The organism is Pedobacter sp. GW821-FHT01D05 (assembly GCF_059422505.1).
Genome location: NZ_JBWKXA010000008.1, coordinates 24,786 through 43,747 on the forward strand (window position 1 = coordinate 24,786; position 18,962 = coordinate 43,747).

The 18,962-nt window shown below is 42.8% G+C and carries 15 protein-coding genes; 5 read left to right on the forward strand and 10 right to left on the reverse strand.

Going from position 1 to position 18,962, the window contains the following annotated elements; all coding sequences use genetic code 11:
* Positions 1 to 191 precede the first annotated feature (191 nt).
* From AC07VK_RS22535 to AC07VK_RS22545, 3 genes are all read right to left on the reverse strand, one after another.
* On the reverse strand, positions 192 to 1,322 hold the full coding sequence (locus tag AC07VK_RS22535) for a Gfo/Idh/MocA family protein (RefSeq protein ID WP_492963430.1): 1,131 nt from the start codon (positions 1,320 to 1,322) through the stop codon (positions 192 to 194).
* Positions 1,323 to 1,347: 25 nt separating this feature from the next.
* Entirely contained in the window at positions 1,348 to 2,346 is a 999-nt protein-coding gene (locus AC07VK_RS22540) for a hypothetical protein (protein WP_492963428.1), read from the reverse strand.
* Between the two features lie 113 nt (positions 2,347 to 2,459).
* Entirely contained in the window at positions 2,460 to 2,783 is a 324-nt protein-coding gene (locus AC07VK_RS22545; protein WP_138820248.1) for a nuclear transport factor 2 family protein, read from the reverse strand.
* Positions 2,784 to 2,906: 123 nt separating this feature from the next.
* On the opposite strand from AC07VK_RS22545, the gene AC07VK_RS22550 reads away from it, so the two are divergent.
* Positions 2,907 to 3,176: a winged helix-turn-helix transcriptional regulator gene (locus AC07VK_RS22550; RefSeq protein WP_492963426.1), complete on the forward strand. Its 270-nt coding sequence runs from the start codon at positions 2,907 to 2,909 to the stop codon at positions 3,174 to 3,176.
* 73 nt (positions 3,177 to 3,249) lie between these two features.
* Here the strand turns inward: AC07VK_RS22550 and AC07VK_RS22555 are convergent, their stop codons facing one another.
* Both AC07VK_RS22555 and AC07VK_RS22560 read right to left on the reverse strand, forming a co-directional pair.
* A complete protein-coding gene (locus tag AC07VK_RS22555; protein WP_492963424.1) occupies positions 3,250 to 4,137 on the reverse strand; it encodes a pirin family protein in 888 nt (295 codons plus the stop codon).
* Positions 4,134 to 4,520 (reverse strand): DoxX family protein, encoded by a 387-nt coding sequence (locus tag AC07VK_RS22560; RefSeq protein ID WP_492963422.1) that lies wholly within the window; start codon positions 4,518 to 4,520, stop codon positions 4,134 to 4,136. The genes AC07VK_RS22555 and AC07VK_RS22560 overlap by 4 nt, the downstream gene beginning before the upstream one ends.
* A gap of 96 nt (positions 4,521 to 4,616) precedes the next feature.
* Here AC07VK_RS22560 and AC07VK_RS22565 point away from each other — a divergent pair, with 96 nt between their 5' ends.
* Positions 4,617 to 4,964 (forward strand): winged helix-turn-helix transcriptional regulator, encoded by a 348-nt coding sequence (locus AC07VK_RS22565; protein WP_138820243.1) that lies wholly within the window; start codon positions 4,617 to 4,619, stop codon positions 4,962 to 4,964.
* Between the two features lie 27 nt (positions 4,965 to 4,991).
* Here AC07VK_RS22565 and AC07VK_RS22570 read toward each other — a convergent pair whose 3' ends face one another.
* Together AC07VK_RS22570 and AC07VK_RS22575 are read right to left on the reverse strand one after the other, a co-directional pair.
* Positions 4,992 to 5,198, reverse strand: a complete 207-nt coding sequence (locus AC07VK_RS22570; protein ID WP_494939833.1) for an SDR family oxidoreductase — start codon at positions 5,196 to 5,198, stop codon at positions 4,992 to 4,994.
* A gap of 100 nt (positions 5,199 to 5,298) precedes the next feature.
* Positions 5,299 to 5,769 (reverse strand): SDR family NAD(P)-dependent oxidoreductase, encoded by a 471-nt coding sequence (locus AC07VK_RS22575; RefSeq protein ID WP_492963418.1) that lies wholly within the window; start codon positions 5,767 to 5,769, stop codon positions 5,299 to 5,301.
* A gap of 345 nt (positions 5,770 to 6,114) precedes the next feature.
* Between AC07VK_RS22575 and AC07VK_RS22580 the strand changes: the two genes are divergently transcribed.
* Complete coding sequence (locus AC07VK_RS22580) at positions 6,115 to 7,392, forward strand: condensation domain-containing protein (protein ID WP_492963416.1); 1,278 nt, start codon at positions 6,115 to 6,117, stop codon at positions 7,390 to 7,392.
* 514 nt (positions 7,393 to 7,906) lie between these two features.
* Here the strand turns inward: AC07VK_RS22580 and AC07VK_RS22585 are convergent.
* Entirely contained in the window at positions 7,907 to 8,731 is an 825-nt protein-coding gene (locus AC07VK_RS22585) for a hypothetical protein (RefSeq protein ID WP_492963414.1), read from the reverse strand.
* Positions 8,732 to 9,140: 409 nt separating this feature from the next.
* Here AC07VK_RS22585 and AC07VK_RS22590 point away from each other — a divergent pair, with 409 nt between their 5' ends.
* Positions 9,141 to 15,458 carry an FG-GAP-like repeat-containing protein gene (locus AC07VK_RS22590; RefSeq protein ID WP_492963412.1) on the forward strand — a complete coding sequence of 2,106 codons (6,318 nt, stop codon included), beginning with the start codon at positions 9,141 to 9,143 and terminating at the stop codon, positions 15,456 to 15,458.
* Positions 15,455 to 16,174: a hypothetical protein gene (locus AC07VK_RS22595; protein ID WP_492963410.1), complete on the forward strand. Its 720-nt coding sequence runs from the start codon at positions 15,455 to 15,457 to the stop codon at positions 16,172 to 16,174. Before AC07VK_RS22590 ends, AC07VK_RS22595 begins: the two co-directional genes overlap by 4 nt.
* A gap of 398 nt (positions 16,175 to 16,572) precedes the next feature.
* On the opposite strand, the gene AC07VK_RS22600 is transcribed toward AC07VK_RS22595, so the two are convergent.
* Both AC07VK_RS22600 and AC07VK_RS22605 read right to left on the reverse strand, forming a co-directional pair.
* A complete protein-coding gene (locus tag AC07VK_RS22600; RefSeq protein ID WP_492963408.1) occupies positions 16,573 to 17,772 on the reverse strand; it encodes an AGE family epimerase/isomerase in 1,200 nt (399 codons plus the stop codon).
* Positions 17,773 to 17,779: 7 nt separating this feature from the next.
* Complete coding sequence (locus AC07VK_RS22605) at positions 17,780 to 18,958, reverse strand: glycoside hydrolase family 130 protein (RefSeq protein WP_492963406.1); 1,179 nt, start codon at positions 18,956 to 18,958, stop codon at positions 17,780 to 17,782.
* Between the last annotated feature and the right edge of the window lie 4 nt (positions 18,959 to 18,962).

Consider the following 18,962-nt stretch of genomic DNA (forward strand, 5'->3'; position numbering starts at 1 on the left):
AAACGGCAAAAAGCCTTGAAAATCGAACCTTTTCTTTGAAAGGAGCTCAAATTCAAGGCTTTTTCTTTTTATGAAATTTTCTTATGAAAAGAAAAAAACAGACATAAACCTGTTATTCATTGAAAATAAGGCAATCCTGCTTGAGTTAACCCAACCTGCAACATTGGCTCATATATATGATTATCAATTAATTAAGGTTCGACTTTTTTATCACTATCACTCCTCACCCACGCTTCTTTTTTCTCTTGCGACGATTTCTCGATACGGTCAACCAATTCATGAAGCGCAACACCATCCTCGAAATCCGGCGCTTTTCTTGAACCCGTACGGATATCTTCAGCGATCAAGGCATACAGATGGCCAACATTCCGGGCGCCTGAAAAAGACGGCCATCCGCTGTAGACACCGGCAGGCGGGGTAAGTGTTTTCAATTTTTTTTCTTCTCCTCTCGCGCCTTTAATAGCCAGCTGAACAATTTGGCCATGGCCATTTTCACCGGTTACCTGCAAGTCACCGTCTGTACCGTTAATCTCCCATAGTAAGTTAGTTCCCCTTGTTATGCCACCACGATAATGCACAGATAAGGCAGCACCGCTTTTGAGTGTACCATGTATCAATATCTGATCCTGGGTATTTTTAGGCTTTAACGCTCCTGTATCGGTCAACCTGACCTGGTCAAACTGGGTCAGCATCCGGGCCGACAACTCTTCAATGTTACCCAATACCTCCGTTAGGCCCACCAGCGTATGGGCTAAAGGTATGGCTTGCATTGTTGCACCATTAGCCTGATCATGGAGGTAATAAAGATCCGCTTCTGTTTCATTTCCCCAGCTACCACCGGCGCCAATCAACGTAGTGGATAATACCTTACCTACATAGCCATCTGCTATAAGCTGCTTCAGGTAGGCCACCTCCGGCGCGTAGCGCATCTGTGTTCCAATTGCAGCGATAACGCCTTTCTGCCTGGCCAACGCTGCCAGTTTCCTGCCTTCCCCTAGTCCGTTTCCCAAAGGCCACTCGCAAAAAACATGTTTGCCGGCATTCAGTGCTGCGCTGACCAGTTCAAAGTGATAGGGGACTTTTACGGTTACCACAACCAGGTCAATCTCGTTTGAGCTAACCAGTGATTGCGCATCCTTAAAGGCAAGGGGAAGATTTAAGGACTGTGCTGTTTTTTTTGAGCTCTCGTAACTTCGGTTGGCCACTCCAATGATCTCGAAGTCATCAGACAATGACCTTAATGCGGGTAAATGGGCTGCTGCTGCCCAGTGGCTGTCGGGATTAAGCCCGATGAATCCTATGCGGATTTTTTGCTTATTCATATGATGGGTGTTGTTAAAACATAAACTATTCAGCCTTTGCATAAAAATATTGCATAAGGGGAATCCGCCAGCTGACAGCGGCAGATTTGATCGGTTCGTAGCTGAAGATCTCTTTGCCCCTATCCTTAATCGTGATCCTGAAAGGCTGTTTAAGTTTTTTGGTAAAATGGGTGATGGTGAGGTATTCCGCCAGGTCTTCGTGCCAGCTGGAGGTAGCGTATAGTGAGACAAAAGGCTTTTTGGCAGCTGATTCATAGATCTCCCTTGCGAGATGTATAGGCAATAGCCTGGCCCCGCCACGAAAGCGGCTGCGCAAGGTGAGGGTGTCAGCAAGGTTTGCATTTAGCGCAGTCCGGTCGGTCCAGATGCCTTGTGTAAAGTTTTTTTTCAGGTCTGCCTCCCTGTCAAAAGTCCCCCTGGTTTTATTCATTCCCAGCAGGTCAAGGGAGCCATCTACAACATGGGTCGCCTCGTGCAGGAGTACATAAAGTATTGCGTCAAGCCTGCCTGCATCGATGGAAACCTGCAAATTTGGGTTATCTTTTTCATAATAGCCCATTTCCTTCCAGGTTAGCCACTGGGAGACATCCTGTTTTAAAATCTCGGCCCTAAAAGTGATGGTAAAAACCGGGAATGGGCTCTCCGGGTTCATCGTTGCAGTCAGCGCTGTATTGGGCATGTTGTCCAGAAAACTGATGCCCAACAGGTGGTCCTTCAGGACACGGGCATGTAACGGAGGAAGCATTTTAAAGGCCCTGACGACCTTAACACTGTCGGCTTTGCTAAGTCTGTGGCGTGTCGGGGACATCCCAGCATCCCGGAATTTCTGGATTACTTCGGGCGGTGTATTCCCGATCCTTGCGGTCAGTGGTTTAGAAGGATCAAGCCCGTACTTTTTTTGAACAACTGTTTTATGCTCACTTAGATCAAGGCTTGTCGATTGCCCCTTGATGATCAGGGGAGAAATGAAAAGTATGCTGAACAGTATCAGTATTGTGGTGCAGGTATTTGTTTTGATTGACATTTGGATTATGGTAAAAAAATAGCAATGCTGCCGGAGAAGAACAATTTCCATTGCTGCATTGCTATGGTCAGGTGATTGGCAATTGTATTCAGGCGGACGCGCTTTAACACCAGCTATCCGGTGATTTTTAGTGATCCGACCAGCCCGTTCTGAAACGTAAAATTAAAGCGCAGGACTGCCGGGCTACCGGGAAATGTTCCCGAAACCTCCGCTTCAAGTACCGAGCCATTTGCGCTATCATTATAACTGATCGGTTTTAGCACGCTCTGATATTCCTGGTTCGACTTTTCTATCCAGTTCTGGATTTCCTGTTTTCCGTTATGTGTCTTTCCTTCGTCGAATACTACTGCATCGTCTGAAAAAAGGGAAGCATAAGCTGCTCCGTCGTGGATGTTCTGTGCTTCCACTAAGTCTGATATTAATTTTGGTAGGTTCATAATATTTATTTTTAAATTAACATATTGATGTACAAATTTCGATAGTACCTGCATAACCTGCAATAAGGGAACTACGATTCAGATAGGGAATAATTTATCCCTATTGATTGTTAGCTGGTCTACATGCGTCCGAGCGAACTGCAACGTAAAATACCAGATGCAAGCCGCCGTGTCATCAACATCCAGCTAAAAGAACTGGAGGAACATGAACTGGTGACCAGGACGATCTACCCGGTAATGCCTCCAAAAGTTGAGTATACACTTACCGATTTCAGCTGGACGCTGATACCTTTACTTGCTGCTATCGGACACTGGGGAGATGAAAATCAGCAAAGGTTAAAGCGGGCCATACTGAAGGGATATCCGGACTATGATCAATCAATGGCGATTTAAATCGCTATGACATGGGGTTAACCGGCATCGATTATTCCTGGCAGCAGCTAATCAGTCGCTGATTCCATCCCTGTCAGGTAGCCTTTGAATCGATGCGCCCATCTGAATGATATGTAATCTTCTGCTCATCTGACAGGTCGTTCAAATGCGGAAACTGGCCATCTTTAAACTTCCGGTACAGCGGAGCGATTTCTTCCATCGAGTCGGCTACGAAAGGTCCGTGCTGGACAACCGGAACATGATGTGGTTGTCCAGCATACAGCACAAAATGCGTATCCTCATCCGGTGCCTCCAGGGTAAGCCGGCCACTGCCTTTTTCGTTCGTTCTTTCCAGCCATCCAGCTTGCCCGGAACTGATAATTTTGTCACCCACCTTTAGCCGGCCTTGAAGCACATAGACCAGGCCATGATACTGCAATGGAATTTCCTGATTTACCAACGCAAGCTTTTTCAGCCTGGATTCAATCAGGATAAATGGTGTATGGGTTTTCAAGGGAGAGACCAAACCGTTGCTGCTGCCACCGTAAACACGGATTTCATATTCACCGGTCTTAATTGTTGGCACATCTTCGAGTAATATTTTTTGCAAAAAAGGCTGGGCATACCGCTGTTCAGGTGGTAATACCAGCCACACCTGTAAGATACGCAGTTTTTGCTTTGAAGTGATCTCCTCGGTGTGGATGATTCCCTTTCCCGCCGTCATCAGCTCAAAACTTCCCGTTTTCCATTCCCTGTCATTACCTTCCAGCACCAAAGTCAGGGTCTCAAATCCAGCGTGGGGATGTGCTCCCCCCACTGGCGCTCCGCCGGGCAGGTCCAATATGTCATCCATAAACAGGATAAAAGGATCGCTGTCTTTGTAGCTGACACCATCAAGGACAGCCATCGCCTTATGCCCATTGCCCAAAAATCCATTGTGCCAATGGTTTTCAGTGATTATTGATATGCTTCTGTTTCTCATGGTTGTTCGATATTTTTTGCCGGAAAAATTCTCTGTCCCAGTTCAGGGAAACGCACGATAGCCGTGACCCAAAGCAAAATCTGGACAGAAACTGCCATTGCTATGGGTTGCTGGTGCTGCAGGTGGGTTACAATGGCTCCACCCAGATAAGCCACTAAGAGCATTGTTCCCAGCACCCCTGTTCTTGGAATGATGAAAAGCAGCAGCGAGAGGATTTCGATCACACCGATGAACTGATAAGTGGCAGTATTGACCCCGAACGCAGTGGCCTGTGCCGTGGCAGTTTCATTCAGCGTAATTTTCATTATGGCACTCATCGTGAGGAGCAGGCCTAAGATGGCCGTCAAAATCCATCCCGTAACTTTGATTGTTTTCTGTGACATGACTATCAATTGTTGATTAAGTCACAAATTTCCGAACAAATACTATACATTTGTTATCTGTTACAAAAAGGATAGTACTTACAAAAAGAATAGTATATGGCAAATCATACGATCGAAAGTTGTGCAAAAGCCAAAATGGCAATACGCGATACGCTGGACATAGTGGGCGGAAAATGGAAATTAATCTTGATTTCAGTGCTTCAGAGCGGCAAAAAAGGATTCAATGAGTTATCCAGGGAAGCGGCCATATCCCCGCGCATCCTGTCCAAGGAATTGCAGGAAATGGAAATGAACGGATTGGTAAGCCGAAAGGTATGCAACACTAAACCCGTTACTGTCCAGTATGAACTTACGCCTTATAGCCAAACCCTTGATGATGTATTGACAGCGATGGAAAAATGGGGATTCCAGCACAGGAATAAAATCATCCAGGGGATAAAGTAATCACGAACTGGTTACAGGAATGGTGTACTAGGTTGTAGGGATGGTGCCGCCGTCGATTACGAATTCTGTACCCGTTAGATAACCCGCCCTTGGAGAAACAAGGAAGCCAACCAGCTCCACTACCTCTTCCGGCTCGGCGGGTCTGCCATACGGAATCCCGCCCAAAGCATCCATCACGCCCTGGGTAGCCTGTTCAATTGAAATTGCTGCGCTTTGCGATATTCGCTCCATCATTCTCTTGGTACCATCAGTCATGATCCAACCCGGAGATACCGTTATAACACCCTGACACTTTTCGAAGCCACCTCATTGGAAAGCCCCTTGCTGGAGTTGATCAGCCCTGCCTTTGCCGCCGCATAAGGAAGTATACTGTCATATAAAGGCAGCCTCCCTGTATGGATGCGATGTAAACGATCACACCTGTTTTCTGTTGGATCATCTGCGGCAGAAAACCCCTATCCAGGCTGACCGGAGCAAGCAAGTTGGTCTGCAAAGTCTCTTCCCAGTGTTCATCGGTCAAGGCACTAAAGCCACCAGCGGGAGTTTCACTGCCTCCTAAGCTATTCACCAGGATATCAAGTTTGCCGTATTTTGATCGTACTTCAGCCACCACCTTATCCGTTCCTTCTGCCCTGCTCAGATCCGCCGGAATAAAATGAAGATTCTCATCATATATCACAGGCTCGTTCCTTGCCGTAATGATGACCTGAGCTCCGGCAGCCAGTAACCTCTCAGCAATAGCTTTTCCGGTTCCCTTTGTTCCGCCTGTTTTCAGGGCAACCTTTCCTGATAGTTCGTTAGGCATTGTCATCAAACAAACCGGGCAGGCTGGTTCTCTTCATATCCAGAACCTGGTCAGAGGCATCCTTCCTTTACCAGTTGCTGCATTCGTCTATTCACCGATACCTTGCATTTTCTGCTGTCTTTTTCGCGCTTTAGCCAAATGGGTGTATTCCTAAGGCATTTGTAAATAACCTTTGTTTTGACACATCAACCGTTCCTTCAGGGGAAAATGTACAATACATCCTTCCATTTATCCATTCCAGCGGGGTAGCTGAAAAACGAATTTTGCAGGGACAAATAGGAACATGAGCAGAAGCTCGCTTCTAACCAGATTTCGATTTGCAGTTTAAACATAATTTGTGACCTAATGAAAACAAGACAAGACCGCACCCTGGGTGCATTCGAAAAAACGTTCTGGCTACTTGACCAGATCGATTCCAAAGACTTTGCGCTTGCCGCAGAAATAACAGGTACAGTAACAGTTGAGAAATGGAATCTCGCCATCTCCGCAGTACAGCGCAGACATCCCAACCTTTCGGTCAGGATCGTAATGGATGAATTTTCAAGACCAGTAAAACAGCACACAGACAAGCTGCCCATTCCATTTAGGGTGATCCATGTTGATGCTGACTACTGCTGGGAACAGGAAGTAGAAAAAGAGCTGGCGCAAAGATTTAACACCGCAGAAGGGCCGCTTATCAGGGTGGTGCTGGTACAAAAGCCGGATTCTACCGTGCTGATCATTGCTGCAAACCACACGCTCGCCGACGGCACTTCAGTAAGTTATCTGATCAGGGATCTGCTGAAAGCAGTAAACGGAACAGAACTGGAGAAATTTGAAAACCAACTGTCCAACGATCAAACTTTGGGTTTGCCCGATGACGAGCCAGTCCAAACTGTACCTAAAAATGAATTGGGAATAAGTCAAAGGATGGTTAGTCCCAAAGTATCATCGCTGCGGCTTTCGGCAGCGGCAACCGACCGCCTTAGAAACCGGGCCAGGGAAGAAAACACCACTGTTCATGGCGCCATCTGCGCAGCGGCTATTGTGGCATCCAGAAAGATGCGGTCGGAATGGTCAGAGGTTAAAATGGAACTGATTTCGCCCATCTGCACCAGGGGCGTATTAAATCTGGATGACAATTTTGGCCTTAATATCACCACACATCCGGTATTCTTTGAAAACGAACAGGCGCTATCTTTCTGGGAGCTGGCAAGACTCGCAAAAACAGGCCTTGAGGGGGCCTCAACCGTAGCGCACGTGCGCAATTACCTGGGGTTTTTCAGGGAATTAACCTTTGGCCATAACGATATCCAAAAAATGCTGGAGATCCTGAAGGGTGCATTTAACCATCAGATTATGGTGACCAATCTTGTTAACGTGAAATACGATACAGACTTTGGCCCACTGAAGCTCCATGCACTTTATGGCCCAATGGTGAGATCCGGAAAAGGAATGGAGCAAACAATAGGCGCAGTGAGCACCAACGGATCTCTTGCCTTAACCAATACCAGCGATACACCAATAAGTGGGCTGCTTAAAGAAATTGAATATATTCTTTTACAGGCATCTAAGGTAGATTTAACTAATTCCGGCAATTTCCAAAGTAATAACAATGGCGGCCAAAGCTGTCCGTTACGCTAATAAATAGTGCAGACCCGGTGGATGATATGCCGCCGGGTTATTATATTTATTCGCATTTCATGTTATTAAAATACTTATCACCCTTGCGTATGGGTAAAAGAAGCTGCATCACTATATGTTCTTTGCGCGAGTACAATTTGAATATGTTCATTCATTTTTTGATTTATAATGTTTCTTCTGCCAATACCGGCCCTCTACTTTATTTGTTACAACTTTCTCAAAATTAACCACTGCCTCACCATGTTCGTAAAAGTTAGACATATTGAAACTTGACTCTACTGATCAAAAGCTCACCGAAAGATGGTCTTTTGTTGTTAAAGCTATTTCATTTTATCTAGGCCGAGTCGGAGACTCTTTTTTATTGGCTAATCCGTAGAACTCCAGCGGAACGCTACAGATAGTGGGGCGCCTAACTCCACGGACAGTAGGTATACGCGAAGGCTCTACATAGAAATGCTAATCAAACGATCAGCGCTTACACTTTTGCCGAAATACCCATGCTGTAAGAAAACCACTATTTTTTGTAATAGAAAGTGCCTAGTTCTTCCGTGGGTTTCCAGTTCTCCTTTTGATAACCTTCAACTTTTAACTGCTCAAATAATGTTTTAGGTCCGGTTATGGTCATGGTGTACTGGTCTGTTTCCCGCATATTTTTGTCATCGAGGATATAAGCTAGCCTGTAGTCGTTTGGTTTAACCAGGGCTTCAATATAAGGTTTGAGAAATTCGTTGATCGCTTTCGGGTTCGAAAGTTTTTCGGTTTTTTTTAAAGTGATTTCGAAGCTTCCTTCGTAGCGGAATTGAGGCGCGTAGTAAAACAGGAAATTTGCATTATTTTTTTGCCTGGCTAAAAATGTTTCAAACTCTGCCTTTTTCCCAAAAGTCTTTTTTTGCACTTCATAATCGAAAGGAAACTGTTTATTTAAGGAGCTGATCTGTTCAAAATCAAAGGCGTAGCTGTGGCCATCATGCACCATGGCATTCTTTAATTTGGGGTTGATCGTCCAGTTACCTATCCTGATAAAATCTTTAATTACAAGCAATCCAAATCCATTAAACTCAAATGAATTAGGGGTTTCCGCTCCTAATTTAACATGCTTAACGAATTCCTGAATCTTCGCGGGATCTTCGATGATAAAGTTGTATGGCCGGTAGGTTTTCTGTTGATCGCTGTTCGGATACATTCCGATAATTTTTATTCCCGGTGTGATTTTAAGGGTATCGAGTAGTTCCTTTTGAGCTTGGGCCGATCCTATTGAAAAGGAGAGCAGCAGCAATAAAATATACTTAAAAGGGATCAATTTTGACTTTTGCGAGCGGTTATTGCGATTTGTTTTCATGTGAACGAATGGAGCGTTTGTGCCGGTAGGATTTTTTATCGGCGGCCTTACCGTTGATTTCTAAAGTAATGATAAATTGTAGCGTTTTATTTCTGGTGATGAAGATATAGATTCCGCCTTAAATTCGCAACAACCGCTTCCTTGTTTCATCATAATTTAATATAGACATAGTCTTCTACAGGAAATTCCGATTTCCCAGTCCGTCCATAGCGTTAAGCCCAGTGCCGCTAAAGATTATGAATAATGTTGAGCTTGTAAACTCAGCCTGATCTAAACCGAGTTAGAGATTTTTTCTATTGACTAATCCTTAGAACTCCTGTGGAATTCTAAGGATAGTTGGCTGTTGGTATTATCTGTCGTTAAACATAACTATTCTGAAAAAATGTTATTTTAGCAAAAATTATGCTCCGTGAAATTTCTTATCAAAACGCTCCTAGTATTTATTTGCCTGTCTTTTGTATTCAACCAAGCACATAGCCAGCTTAAACAGATTTACAAAGATGATAATGAGGACAATGAAGTCCGCAAAATCTGTTTCTATTCTAAAACAGAAGGCTATATTGCTTTTAGAGATTGGATTGGCTATACCACCGATGGAGGACTTTCATTTCAGAAGAAAAGAATTACACTATCCAATGTTAACTACAATGGCTTTTCTACAAACCTGACCTTTGGTTTTGCAATTTCAGGAGTTAAGGCATTCGATAAAAGCAATCTGATGGTATACGGGGACTATGGGCTGGTACCTTCAATTCTTACCTCAGCGGACGGTGGAGAAACATTTAAACTTGTCTTCCATCAGCAAAGCAGCAATACGAAATTTTCACACATTGTCGATATGGTTTTCCCCGACAACGGCAGCATCGGGTACGCTGCAGATGAAGATCGAGTACTTAAAACAACGAATAAAGGCCAGACCTGGGCTGAAATCTATAGATCAACAGATGCCGGGTATAAACAGATCGAATCATTTGGTACTTTTGTTGCAGTTATAGGTCATGAGGAAATCATCCGATCAACAAACAATGGCGTCTCCTTTGCAAAAACCAACCTTCCAACAGGTTTTTCATCCTCAATAATTCGAAGTGTAAGCCACTTATCCTCCTCGAAAATCTGGTTGAACTTTCAGAACTCATATGGTTATATTTACTATAGCGCTGACGGCGGGGCTACCTGGAGCTTAAAGAACAATCCTGAAAATGCCCCCCAGCTCTTTGAAAGATTAAAATTTTTTGACGATAATTTGGGATATGGTCTAGGGGCAAATTATACAGTTTACAAAACTTCAAACGGTGGCAAAAACTGGGAGCCTCTTCCCAGGGATAACAGTTTTAGTTATCTAAGTTATACCCATTATGATGCCCAATTCTGGGATTCAAATACCTTTTGGGTTGGAGGTGGCTATGGTTTTATCGAATCTACTACAAATGGAGGCGGCACTCCTATTCTTAACCCAATTTTTACCATCGATATAAGCACACTCCCAACGACAAATACTGTAAAACTACAGAATTATTCAAAGTCCGACTATAGTTTTGAATGGCTACTCAACGACGTGAGTATTGCCAAAACATACGATGCATCTTTTCAAAGAGACAATAGTAACTTAAAGAACAAAATTACCCTGATAGCTAAAAGCGGTTCGCAAACTATTTCCTTAACCAAGGAAATTGTGCTTCCACAAGGAGTACAAATAAAAGATTTTACCCCTAAAGATGCTGGCGTGGGTGCTACAGTTACGATAACAGGAGTAAATTTTACCGGTGCTACTAAAGTTAGCTTTGGGGGGACAAATGCTAGTTCATTTACAGTGATTTCGCCTACTACTATTACAGCAAAAGTAGGTGCTGGTAAATCAGGAGAGGTGTATGTAAGTGGCCCCAGTGGCTTTTCTTCACTACCTGGTTTTAACTACCTTCCCCCACCAACAATAGCTTCCTTCTCACCTGGCAGTGCTGTTAAAGGTCAAACAGTAACAATTATAGGCAACAATTTCACAAATGTCACCTCGGTAACTTTTGGAGGAACCCCTGCATTATCTTATGTAGTGCACTCTTCTACCAGAATCGATGCAGTAGTGGCTGATGGTGAATCAGGAAACCTGGCTGTTTCTACTTTAGGCGGAACTTCGGTGTTGCCAGATTTTTTGATGTTACCCACGATTGAATCATTTACGCCCTCAAGCGGCACAAATGGTGAACTTGTTGTTATTAAAGGATCTGGTTTTTCGGGAACTACGGCTGTTAGCATAGGCAACACCCCTGTTAAATCCTTCACCGTAAACAGCACATCTTCCATTTCAGCTATTGTAGGCGCAGCAGAAAGCGGACCGGTAAGAGTGACAACTAAAAATGGATCACATACGATGCCAGGCTTTACTTTTTACAATCCGCCCAGAATTACTGATTTCACTCCGCGTTTTAACACTATTGGAGGTAGCATTACCATTACCGGCAGCAACTTTAGCAATCTAATTAATGGGAACATTGTCATGTTTGGTGACGTTAAAGGTAAAGTACTCAGCAGCACCGCTACAACTATAGAAGTAGAAGTGCCAAAAGTTTCCACCTTTAAGCCTCTTTCTGTAACCACAAATTCCCTTACTGCCTACAGCAAAAGTCCCTTTATACAATCCTTAACTGGCGAAAACAGCATAGCCGACAATTCCTTTGCCGAAAAAATTGATCTACCTATCTCCTCTAAGCCCAGCGATTTTAAACTCCATGATTTCGATGGTGATGGCTTTTTAGATATTATTGTTTTAATCAAAGGCTTAACTGACCGTAATGAATTAGCCGTTTATCGAAACAAGGGCTTAGCTGGTGAGGCGAAATTCGATGAGCGGGTTAGCTTGCTTTTCAAATCATCGGAGCTTGTTTTCAACGCTTCAGATATCGATGGTGATGGCAAACCTGACCTTGCAGTTAAGGATGCCACTGTAATACAGGGCATATTTATTTACCAGAATACCTCAACCCCAGGAAAGATTTCCTTTTCATCACCAACAGTGCTTTCCACGGGCAATACACCTTATTTCGGCTTCAAAGACCTTGATGGTGATGGAAAACCAGATTTTATTACTGGTGGCATTATCAGGAAAAATACTTCAAGCCCTGGCAATATCAGCTTTGCAAATTACGGTGAGATTTACAGCCCGATTGTGGAAATTAACGATTTTGATAATGATGGCAAGCTTGACCTAATTACCTTTTCCTCATTAAATAAATTTGAAATCTATAAAAACGTCAGCACTTTAGACAAAATTCTGTTTACCAAAACTTTGGAAGTGCCAAGCGATAGGCCGTCGGAATTTGCGGCTCTCGATGTAGATGGAGATCATAAAATAGATATTGTAACCATCAGTAGCAGCCTCAATGAGCTTAACATCCATACAAACATTGGAAATAATTCGTTCCTCTTTTCTGCCCCTTTAAAATATCAGGTAGCAGTAAGTCCAACAAATCTCCATTTTCACGATTTGAATGGTGATGGCCGGCCCGATGCTTTCTATAACAGTGAGATCAACAAATCTGTAGCAGTATTAACCAATATCAGTTCAATCGGGAATCCAAAACTAACCCAAAAGGTTAGCTTCAACACACTCAGCAATGTAAAAACCATTGAAGCTGGCGACATCAATCAGGACGGAAAGCCCGACATCATTTTCCAGAGTGAAGAAAATGCCGTAATTGCTTATCTCAAAAACAAGGTAAGCAACACCCCTTTTGTATTATCCTTCTCTCCTTCAAACGCTAAAAAAGGTGACCTCGTCATCATTAGCGGGGCAAATTTCAATGGTGTTACCGAGGTTAGTTTTGGGGGAAGTCAGGCAGCAAAATTTGTGATCGATTCTCCAACACAAATTACGGCAACCCTTGGCTATGGTGCTACCGGCAATATTACTGTTAGCAATCCCTTCGGGTCTTCGAGCTTGCCTGGTTTTTCGTATGGCTTACCGCCCATCATTAATTCCATTTCACCAATAAGGGCCAATGCCGGAACATCTATAACCATAACTGGAAAAAATTTTAGCGAAACTCCTTCGGAAAATAAGGTATTATTCGGCCTAGCTTACGGTACAGTAACCGCAGCCACCACCACAACGCTCACCGTTACCGTTCCCTCCAAAGCAACATATGCTCCTATTTCCGTGTTCACCAATGGATTGTTTGGGTCAAGCATTAATTCTTTCATGCTCACATTTCCGGGAGATTATACTGGTTTTACGGAAAAATCTTTTGCCCCAGCCATTCGCCCACAGTCTGGCTATAAGAAAGGAACCGTAGGGGATTTGGATGGCGATGGATTACTGGATATTATCTATGCCCTTAACAATGTGAATGATAAATCGTTCCACATATATCATGCAATTAAAAAGAATGGCGACATTTCCTATGAGAAATCATTGGTTATTCCTATGATCAACACACCTGAAACCAGTATTGTCAGCGATATGGATGGAGATGGAAAACCAGAACTGGTTACTTACTCTCCCTATAGATTCCATGTGTTTAAAAACGCTTCCATTCCAGGTAAAATTTCCCTTATTGAATACGATTTTGTCGCGGGCGAAAGCTCATTTCAAACACTGAGTGACATAAAAATTGGCGATTTTGACGGTGATGGGAGAATAGATGTTGCCATAGCAAACTACGCGGATAAAAAAGTATCTATTTTCAGAAACGAAAGCACCGATGGAACGTTAAAATTCGGAGAACGAATAGACCTGCCAGGGCAGGGATGGGTAACCAAAATTACATTACAGGATTTCAACAATGATGGAAAGCTTGATTTGGCCTATTCGAGCCGTAATTCAAATCAACTTGTCATCCATAAGAACACCAGCGTTGGCTCTCAGATTACTTTCGATCCAGCAATTGTATTTCCAGTTACAAACGAGGCAGTAGATGTAGTTGCTGGCGATCTTGATGATGATGGCAAAACCGATCTGCTGGTTGCTTCCAACAGTGTTCTAGCTTTCAGAAATACCAGCTCAATAAGTACAATCAGCTTTGCTGCACCGCTGAAGTTTGCAGATGAAGGTTATATCATTCCAATGATTAATCTCTCTGATCTAGATGGAGATGGGAAAGTCGATTTATTTACCGCAACCGGCGCTGTGTCTATATTAAAAAATATCAGTCAGCCCGGAACAATATCCTTTGCTGGAGCCGTAAAATACTCCCAGCCTCATAACCCCATACTGGGTATGGCGGCCGATCTGGATGAGGATGGCAAACCGGATATCATCACCTTTTCGGAGTTTTCATCTTCTGCAGTACTTTTTAGCAAGCCTATTATCAAACCTGTATTAAGTTCTTTGTCGCCGGCATCAGGACCAGAAGGTCAAACAGTAAGCTTAAATGGATTCAATTTTAGTTCGGTTACTGGTGTAAGTTTTGGAGGAGTACCTGCATCGTCATTTAAAATCGAGTCCCCTACCCTCATCACTGCCGTAGTTGGCGCAGGAGGAAGTGGACCTGTTACTTTAACCACTTCAGAGGGGACCAACGACTATCTTCAGTTTAAATATACACCTCCGCCAGTAATTACTTCTTTCAGCCCGATGGTTGCTGAATTTGGAGAAACAGTTATCATAAAGGGTAAATACTTCACCGAAGCAACGGAGGTATGGTTTTCATTAAAAACGCCTTTTACTGTGCTAGACGATAATACAATTTCGGTCAAACTACCTTCGTCAGAGTTTGTCCGCTCGGGAGATATAATTGTGAATACACCTTATGGAACTTCTACCATGGCAGGATTTGTCTTGGCAAAGGCACCGGTGATTTCGGCCGACAAGGGCGCCCCATACTATCTCAACACAAAATTAAGCCTAAGCGCAAATTCCGGTACGAGTTTCACCTACGAATGGCGAATAAATGGGACAATTGTCCCTGGAGCTACTTCAAGTACCATCGTTGTAGATGAAGGCGGTTCATACACTGCTGCTATCCTGCACAACAATAAACAACTTATTTCTCAACCCTTCACTTTTACATTATTAAACACGCTTCCTTCAACTATTTTTAAGGTTAAGGCAACAAATGAGACTTGTAGATCATCTAATAACGGAGAGATTTCGATCAGTGCCGGAACGGATATGAACTATAGTGCTATCATTACCGGTACAGCCTACAACAAAACCTATAACTTCAGGTCGAACCTCAATGTAGGCGCTCTCCAGGCTGGCACCTACAGTGTATGTATTACCGTAGCGGAGTATACAGATTACAAGCAGTGTTTTGAGGTAGTAATTACCGAACCTAAAGACCTTGCTCTGTTTTCTTCAATAGTGAATGATAAAACTATTACCCTTAATTTAGGTGGTGCTACTACCTATCATATTGATTTAAATGGCGAAAAGTATACCACAAAAAATAATCAGATTACATTAGCTCTTCAACCAGGAAACAATAATCTAACGATATCTTCAGATCTCAGCTGTCAAGGCATCATCAAAAAAAATATATCGCTGGCATCAGGAATAACCGCCTATCCAAACCCATTTGATCAGATTTTAACTGTTGGCATGGGGCCAGAGTATTATCAAAAAGTGGTAAATATTGATGTATATGATTTAAGTGGCCGGCTGGTGTTTACCAAAAAGAAAATGCTTGATGGCGTAGAAATCACCCTGGATCTCTCATCATTTACCTCTGGTATGTATATATTAAAAGTTGCCGCCGATAATTTTGTTAGTCAAACCAAAATCCTCAAAAAATGAGTATCGTAAGATCAATTTTACTAATGCTTCTGGTATGTAGCCTATTTAGTTGCACTAAAAAGACTGTTGAGCCGGCACCACCTTCAGATCCGGTGTTACCTGCACCTAAGGAAACTACCAAAGCCCTATTAATTACACCTGCCAAAGATGAGGTTTGTATCACGGGCACATCTATTAGTAGCACCAGGAATACAATTAAATTTAAGTGGCATGAATCTGCATTTTCTGCAGGTTACATCGTAACGATCAAAAACTTAACCACCTCTGAATTGACAACTGGTACCACTAATGGAACAGAAATTGAAATGGCATTGACTAAAAATGCTCACTATTCATGGTCGGTGCAAACCAAATCGAGCTTAAATAACCTTACATTGGAAAGTGATATTTGGAAATTCTATAATGCGGGAGAAGCTACCTCTTCTTATGCCCCGTATCCGGCAGAATTAACTTTCCCATTAATGGAGGCTAAATTTTACGCCTCAGCAGGTAAAACAAATCTTATATGGATAGGTGATGATCCCGACCGGGATATTTTCGGCTACGACGTATATTTCGGAACGACAAGCAACCCACCATTGTACAAAGCAGACTATACAGGAACAACATTTCCTGTGATTGTAACTTCTGGAACTCTTTATTACTGGAAAATCATAACAAAAGACAGGTTGGGCAACAAGTCAGAATCTGCAGTTTTCAAGTTTACGATACTATAAGTGGAACACCTGCAAAAAACAAAGTATAAGTAAAATCGAGACGATAAAAATCATTGCTTAATAAAAGCATCTGTAAAGGTTGCTCCAAATCTGCCTTTCCATTTACTGCAGCGTCCAGCTATTCTTCTTCAAAATCTGTTTGCCGATATGCCAATACATGAGCGTCCGCTAGTAATACTGCCTTTCAATCTTATTCTTCAACACTTTTTCAAAATTTACTATGGCCTCGCAATGCGCGTGCAGGGTCCAACTTCCGCACATTGACCCTACTGATTAAAAGCTCATAGAAAGATTGTTTTTTTTGTTATAAATTGATTTTGTTTAGGCCTTAGCGAGACGCTACGACCAGAATGATAACTAATCCGGAGTCTGTCTGCTACGCGAAGATAATCCTGCAGCTAGAGGTATAAATCAATCCTTTTAATTAACTCCACACAGGCCCTACTATTATGATAAGGACATTTCCAGACACCTACCTTATCTTCACCTTGCATAACTTCATCCTGTTCATTTACACCCCAAAACCATTCTCCTTTTTGATAATTGATGATTTTACGTTTCACGGACTCCCAATTTTTCAGACTGATCTCCAGAAAGCTTTCATCTGTTGATAACTGCCATGCATTAAAAAACCCAACCATAGCCTCTGCCTGTACCCACCAATGCTTTTCCCTGACAAGATGATTCCTGGAAGGATCATATTCATACCACAGTCCTCCATCAGCGTCAAGGCCATTCTTGGCAGCTTCGGCCATCTTCACCGAAACTGTTTTTACCATGCCCGTCAGCGCCTCATCGTGAACAGCTTCTGCAGCTTCCAGCAGTAACCAGGCGGCTTCTATGTCGTGTCCATAAGAAACTATATCTGATTTGGCTTCCCAGTTCTCATCAAAAAACAAAATCAGGCTCCCCGTTTCCTTATTGATTATCTGCGTGGTAAAGCAGTGCACAAGCTCAATAATTTTACGTCTTAAGTTTTCATTCGGCCAGATCCGATAAAGCGTTGTAAAAGCCTCCAGAACATGAAGATGCGTATTCATCGTCTTTTTTTCGTTCGCGTCCTTCTCACTAAGCCTTAGATCATCTAAAGAATTCCATTCGCGGTTGAAGGCCTCGAGATACCCTCCTCTTTCAATATCATAACTATGTTTGATTAAGCCATTGTATAGCTCGATAGCCTTTTCTTTTGCAAAGGGGTTCTTGCTTGCACTAAAATACTCACTAAAAGCATAAATGGTAAAAGCTATAGCATAAACCTGCTTTTTGGTATCAACAGGGCTACCCTTAGCATCGAGCAGCCAATAAACACCCCCAAATTCTTTATCGATAAAATAGTCATTTATATATTGAAAGGCCCTATCTGCCATTTCCAGATATCCAGGATCTGCATTTAGATTGTAAGCAGCAGAAAACGACCATAGGATCCTTGCATTTAAAACACTTCCTTTTGGAGCAGAATAATCAATATTGTTATTATTATCAATCTTACCTACAAAGCCTCCGTTAACTTCATCAACAGTAAAGTTCTTCCAATAGCTCAGAATATTTTCCAGCTCCAGGCTTAACTCTTCTTTATATTTTATTAAATCCGATCTCAATTTATGCCTAAATTACAGAACCCACTTTATTTTTTTCAATATTGCCCAAAATCCGATCAACCGTGGCAGCTGAGCGCAATCCATCTGCTGGTGTGTTCATCACATAATCCACCAATATATCAAGTGTACTGGTTGCAACATGCATCCTTGTATCTGATGAGGCATAATAGATAAACACCGTTCCCTGCTCGTCCAAAATCCAGCCGTTGCTAAAAACCACGTTAGAAACATCCCCGATACGTTCTTCGCCTTCCGGAGCCAAAAAATAACCTGCAGGTTTATAGATCACCTTGGTCAGATCCTTTAGATCGGTCATAAACATGTATAGCACATAGCGTAAACCTGCGGCTGTATTTCTCACCCCATGGGCCAAAAACAACCAGCCATATTCTGTTTTGATCGGCTCTGGTCCCATTCCGTTTTTAGCTTCGTAAACGGTGTGATAGTTTTTATTGTCGACAATCAGTTCCTTTTCAATAACCGCATTTTCAATTGAAGCACTTAATCCGAACCCGATTCCGCCACCGGTCCCGCTTTCAATAAAGCCATCCTGCGGACGTGTATAAAAAGCATATTGTCCATCAACAAACTCTGGATGCAATACTACGTTCCGCTGTTGTGGCGAGGGGGTTTTCAGATCGGCCAAACGCTCCCAGGTCTTTAAATCTTTAGTGCGAACAATTCCACATTGTGCTACCGCCATCGATTGGTCGTGCGCAGGCGCATTAGGATCTTTTCTTTCCGTACAGAACAGACCGTACATCCAACCATCTTCATGCGCAACAATGCGCATATCGTAAACATTGGTATCAGGGTTATCCCCTTCCGGAAGCGTTACAGGCTCCTCCCAGAAATTAAAATTATCTATTCCGTTGTCGCTTTCCGCCACGGCAAAAAACGATTTCCGGTCGGCTCCCTCCACCCTTACAATTAAGATATACTTGTTGTTAAACTTAATCGCACCAGCATTAAAAGTTGCATTTATACCGATCCGCTCCAATAAATAAGGATTGCTCTGTGAATTAAAATCGTATTTCCAATTTAATGGTACATGTGCAGCAGTTAAAATAGGGTTTTCATACCTATCGAAAATCCCATTCCCCAAAGCCAGCTTCTTATTTTTAAGCGCAACTATTTTTTTGTGTTCTTCTTCTAACTGCTTTTTTCTTTTCTCAAAATCTATCATAAAA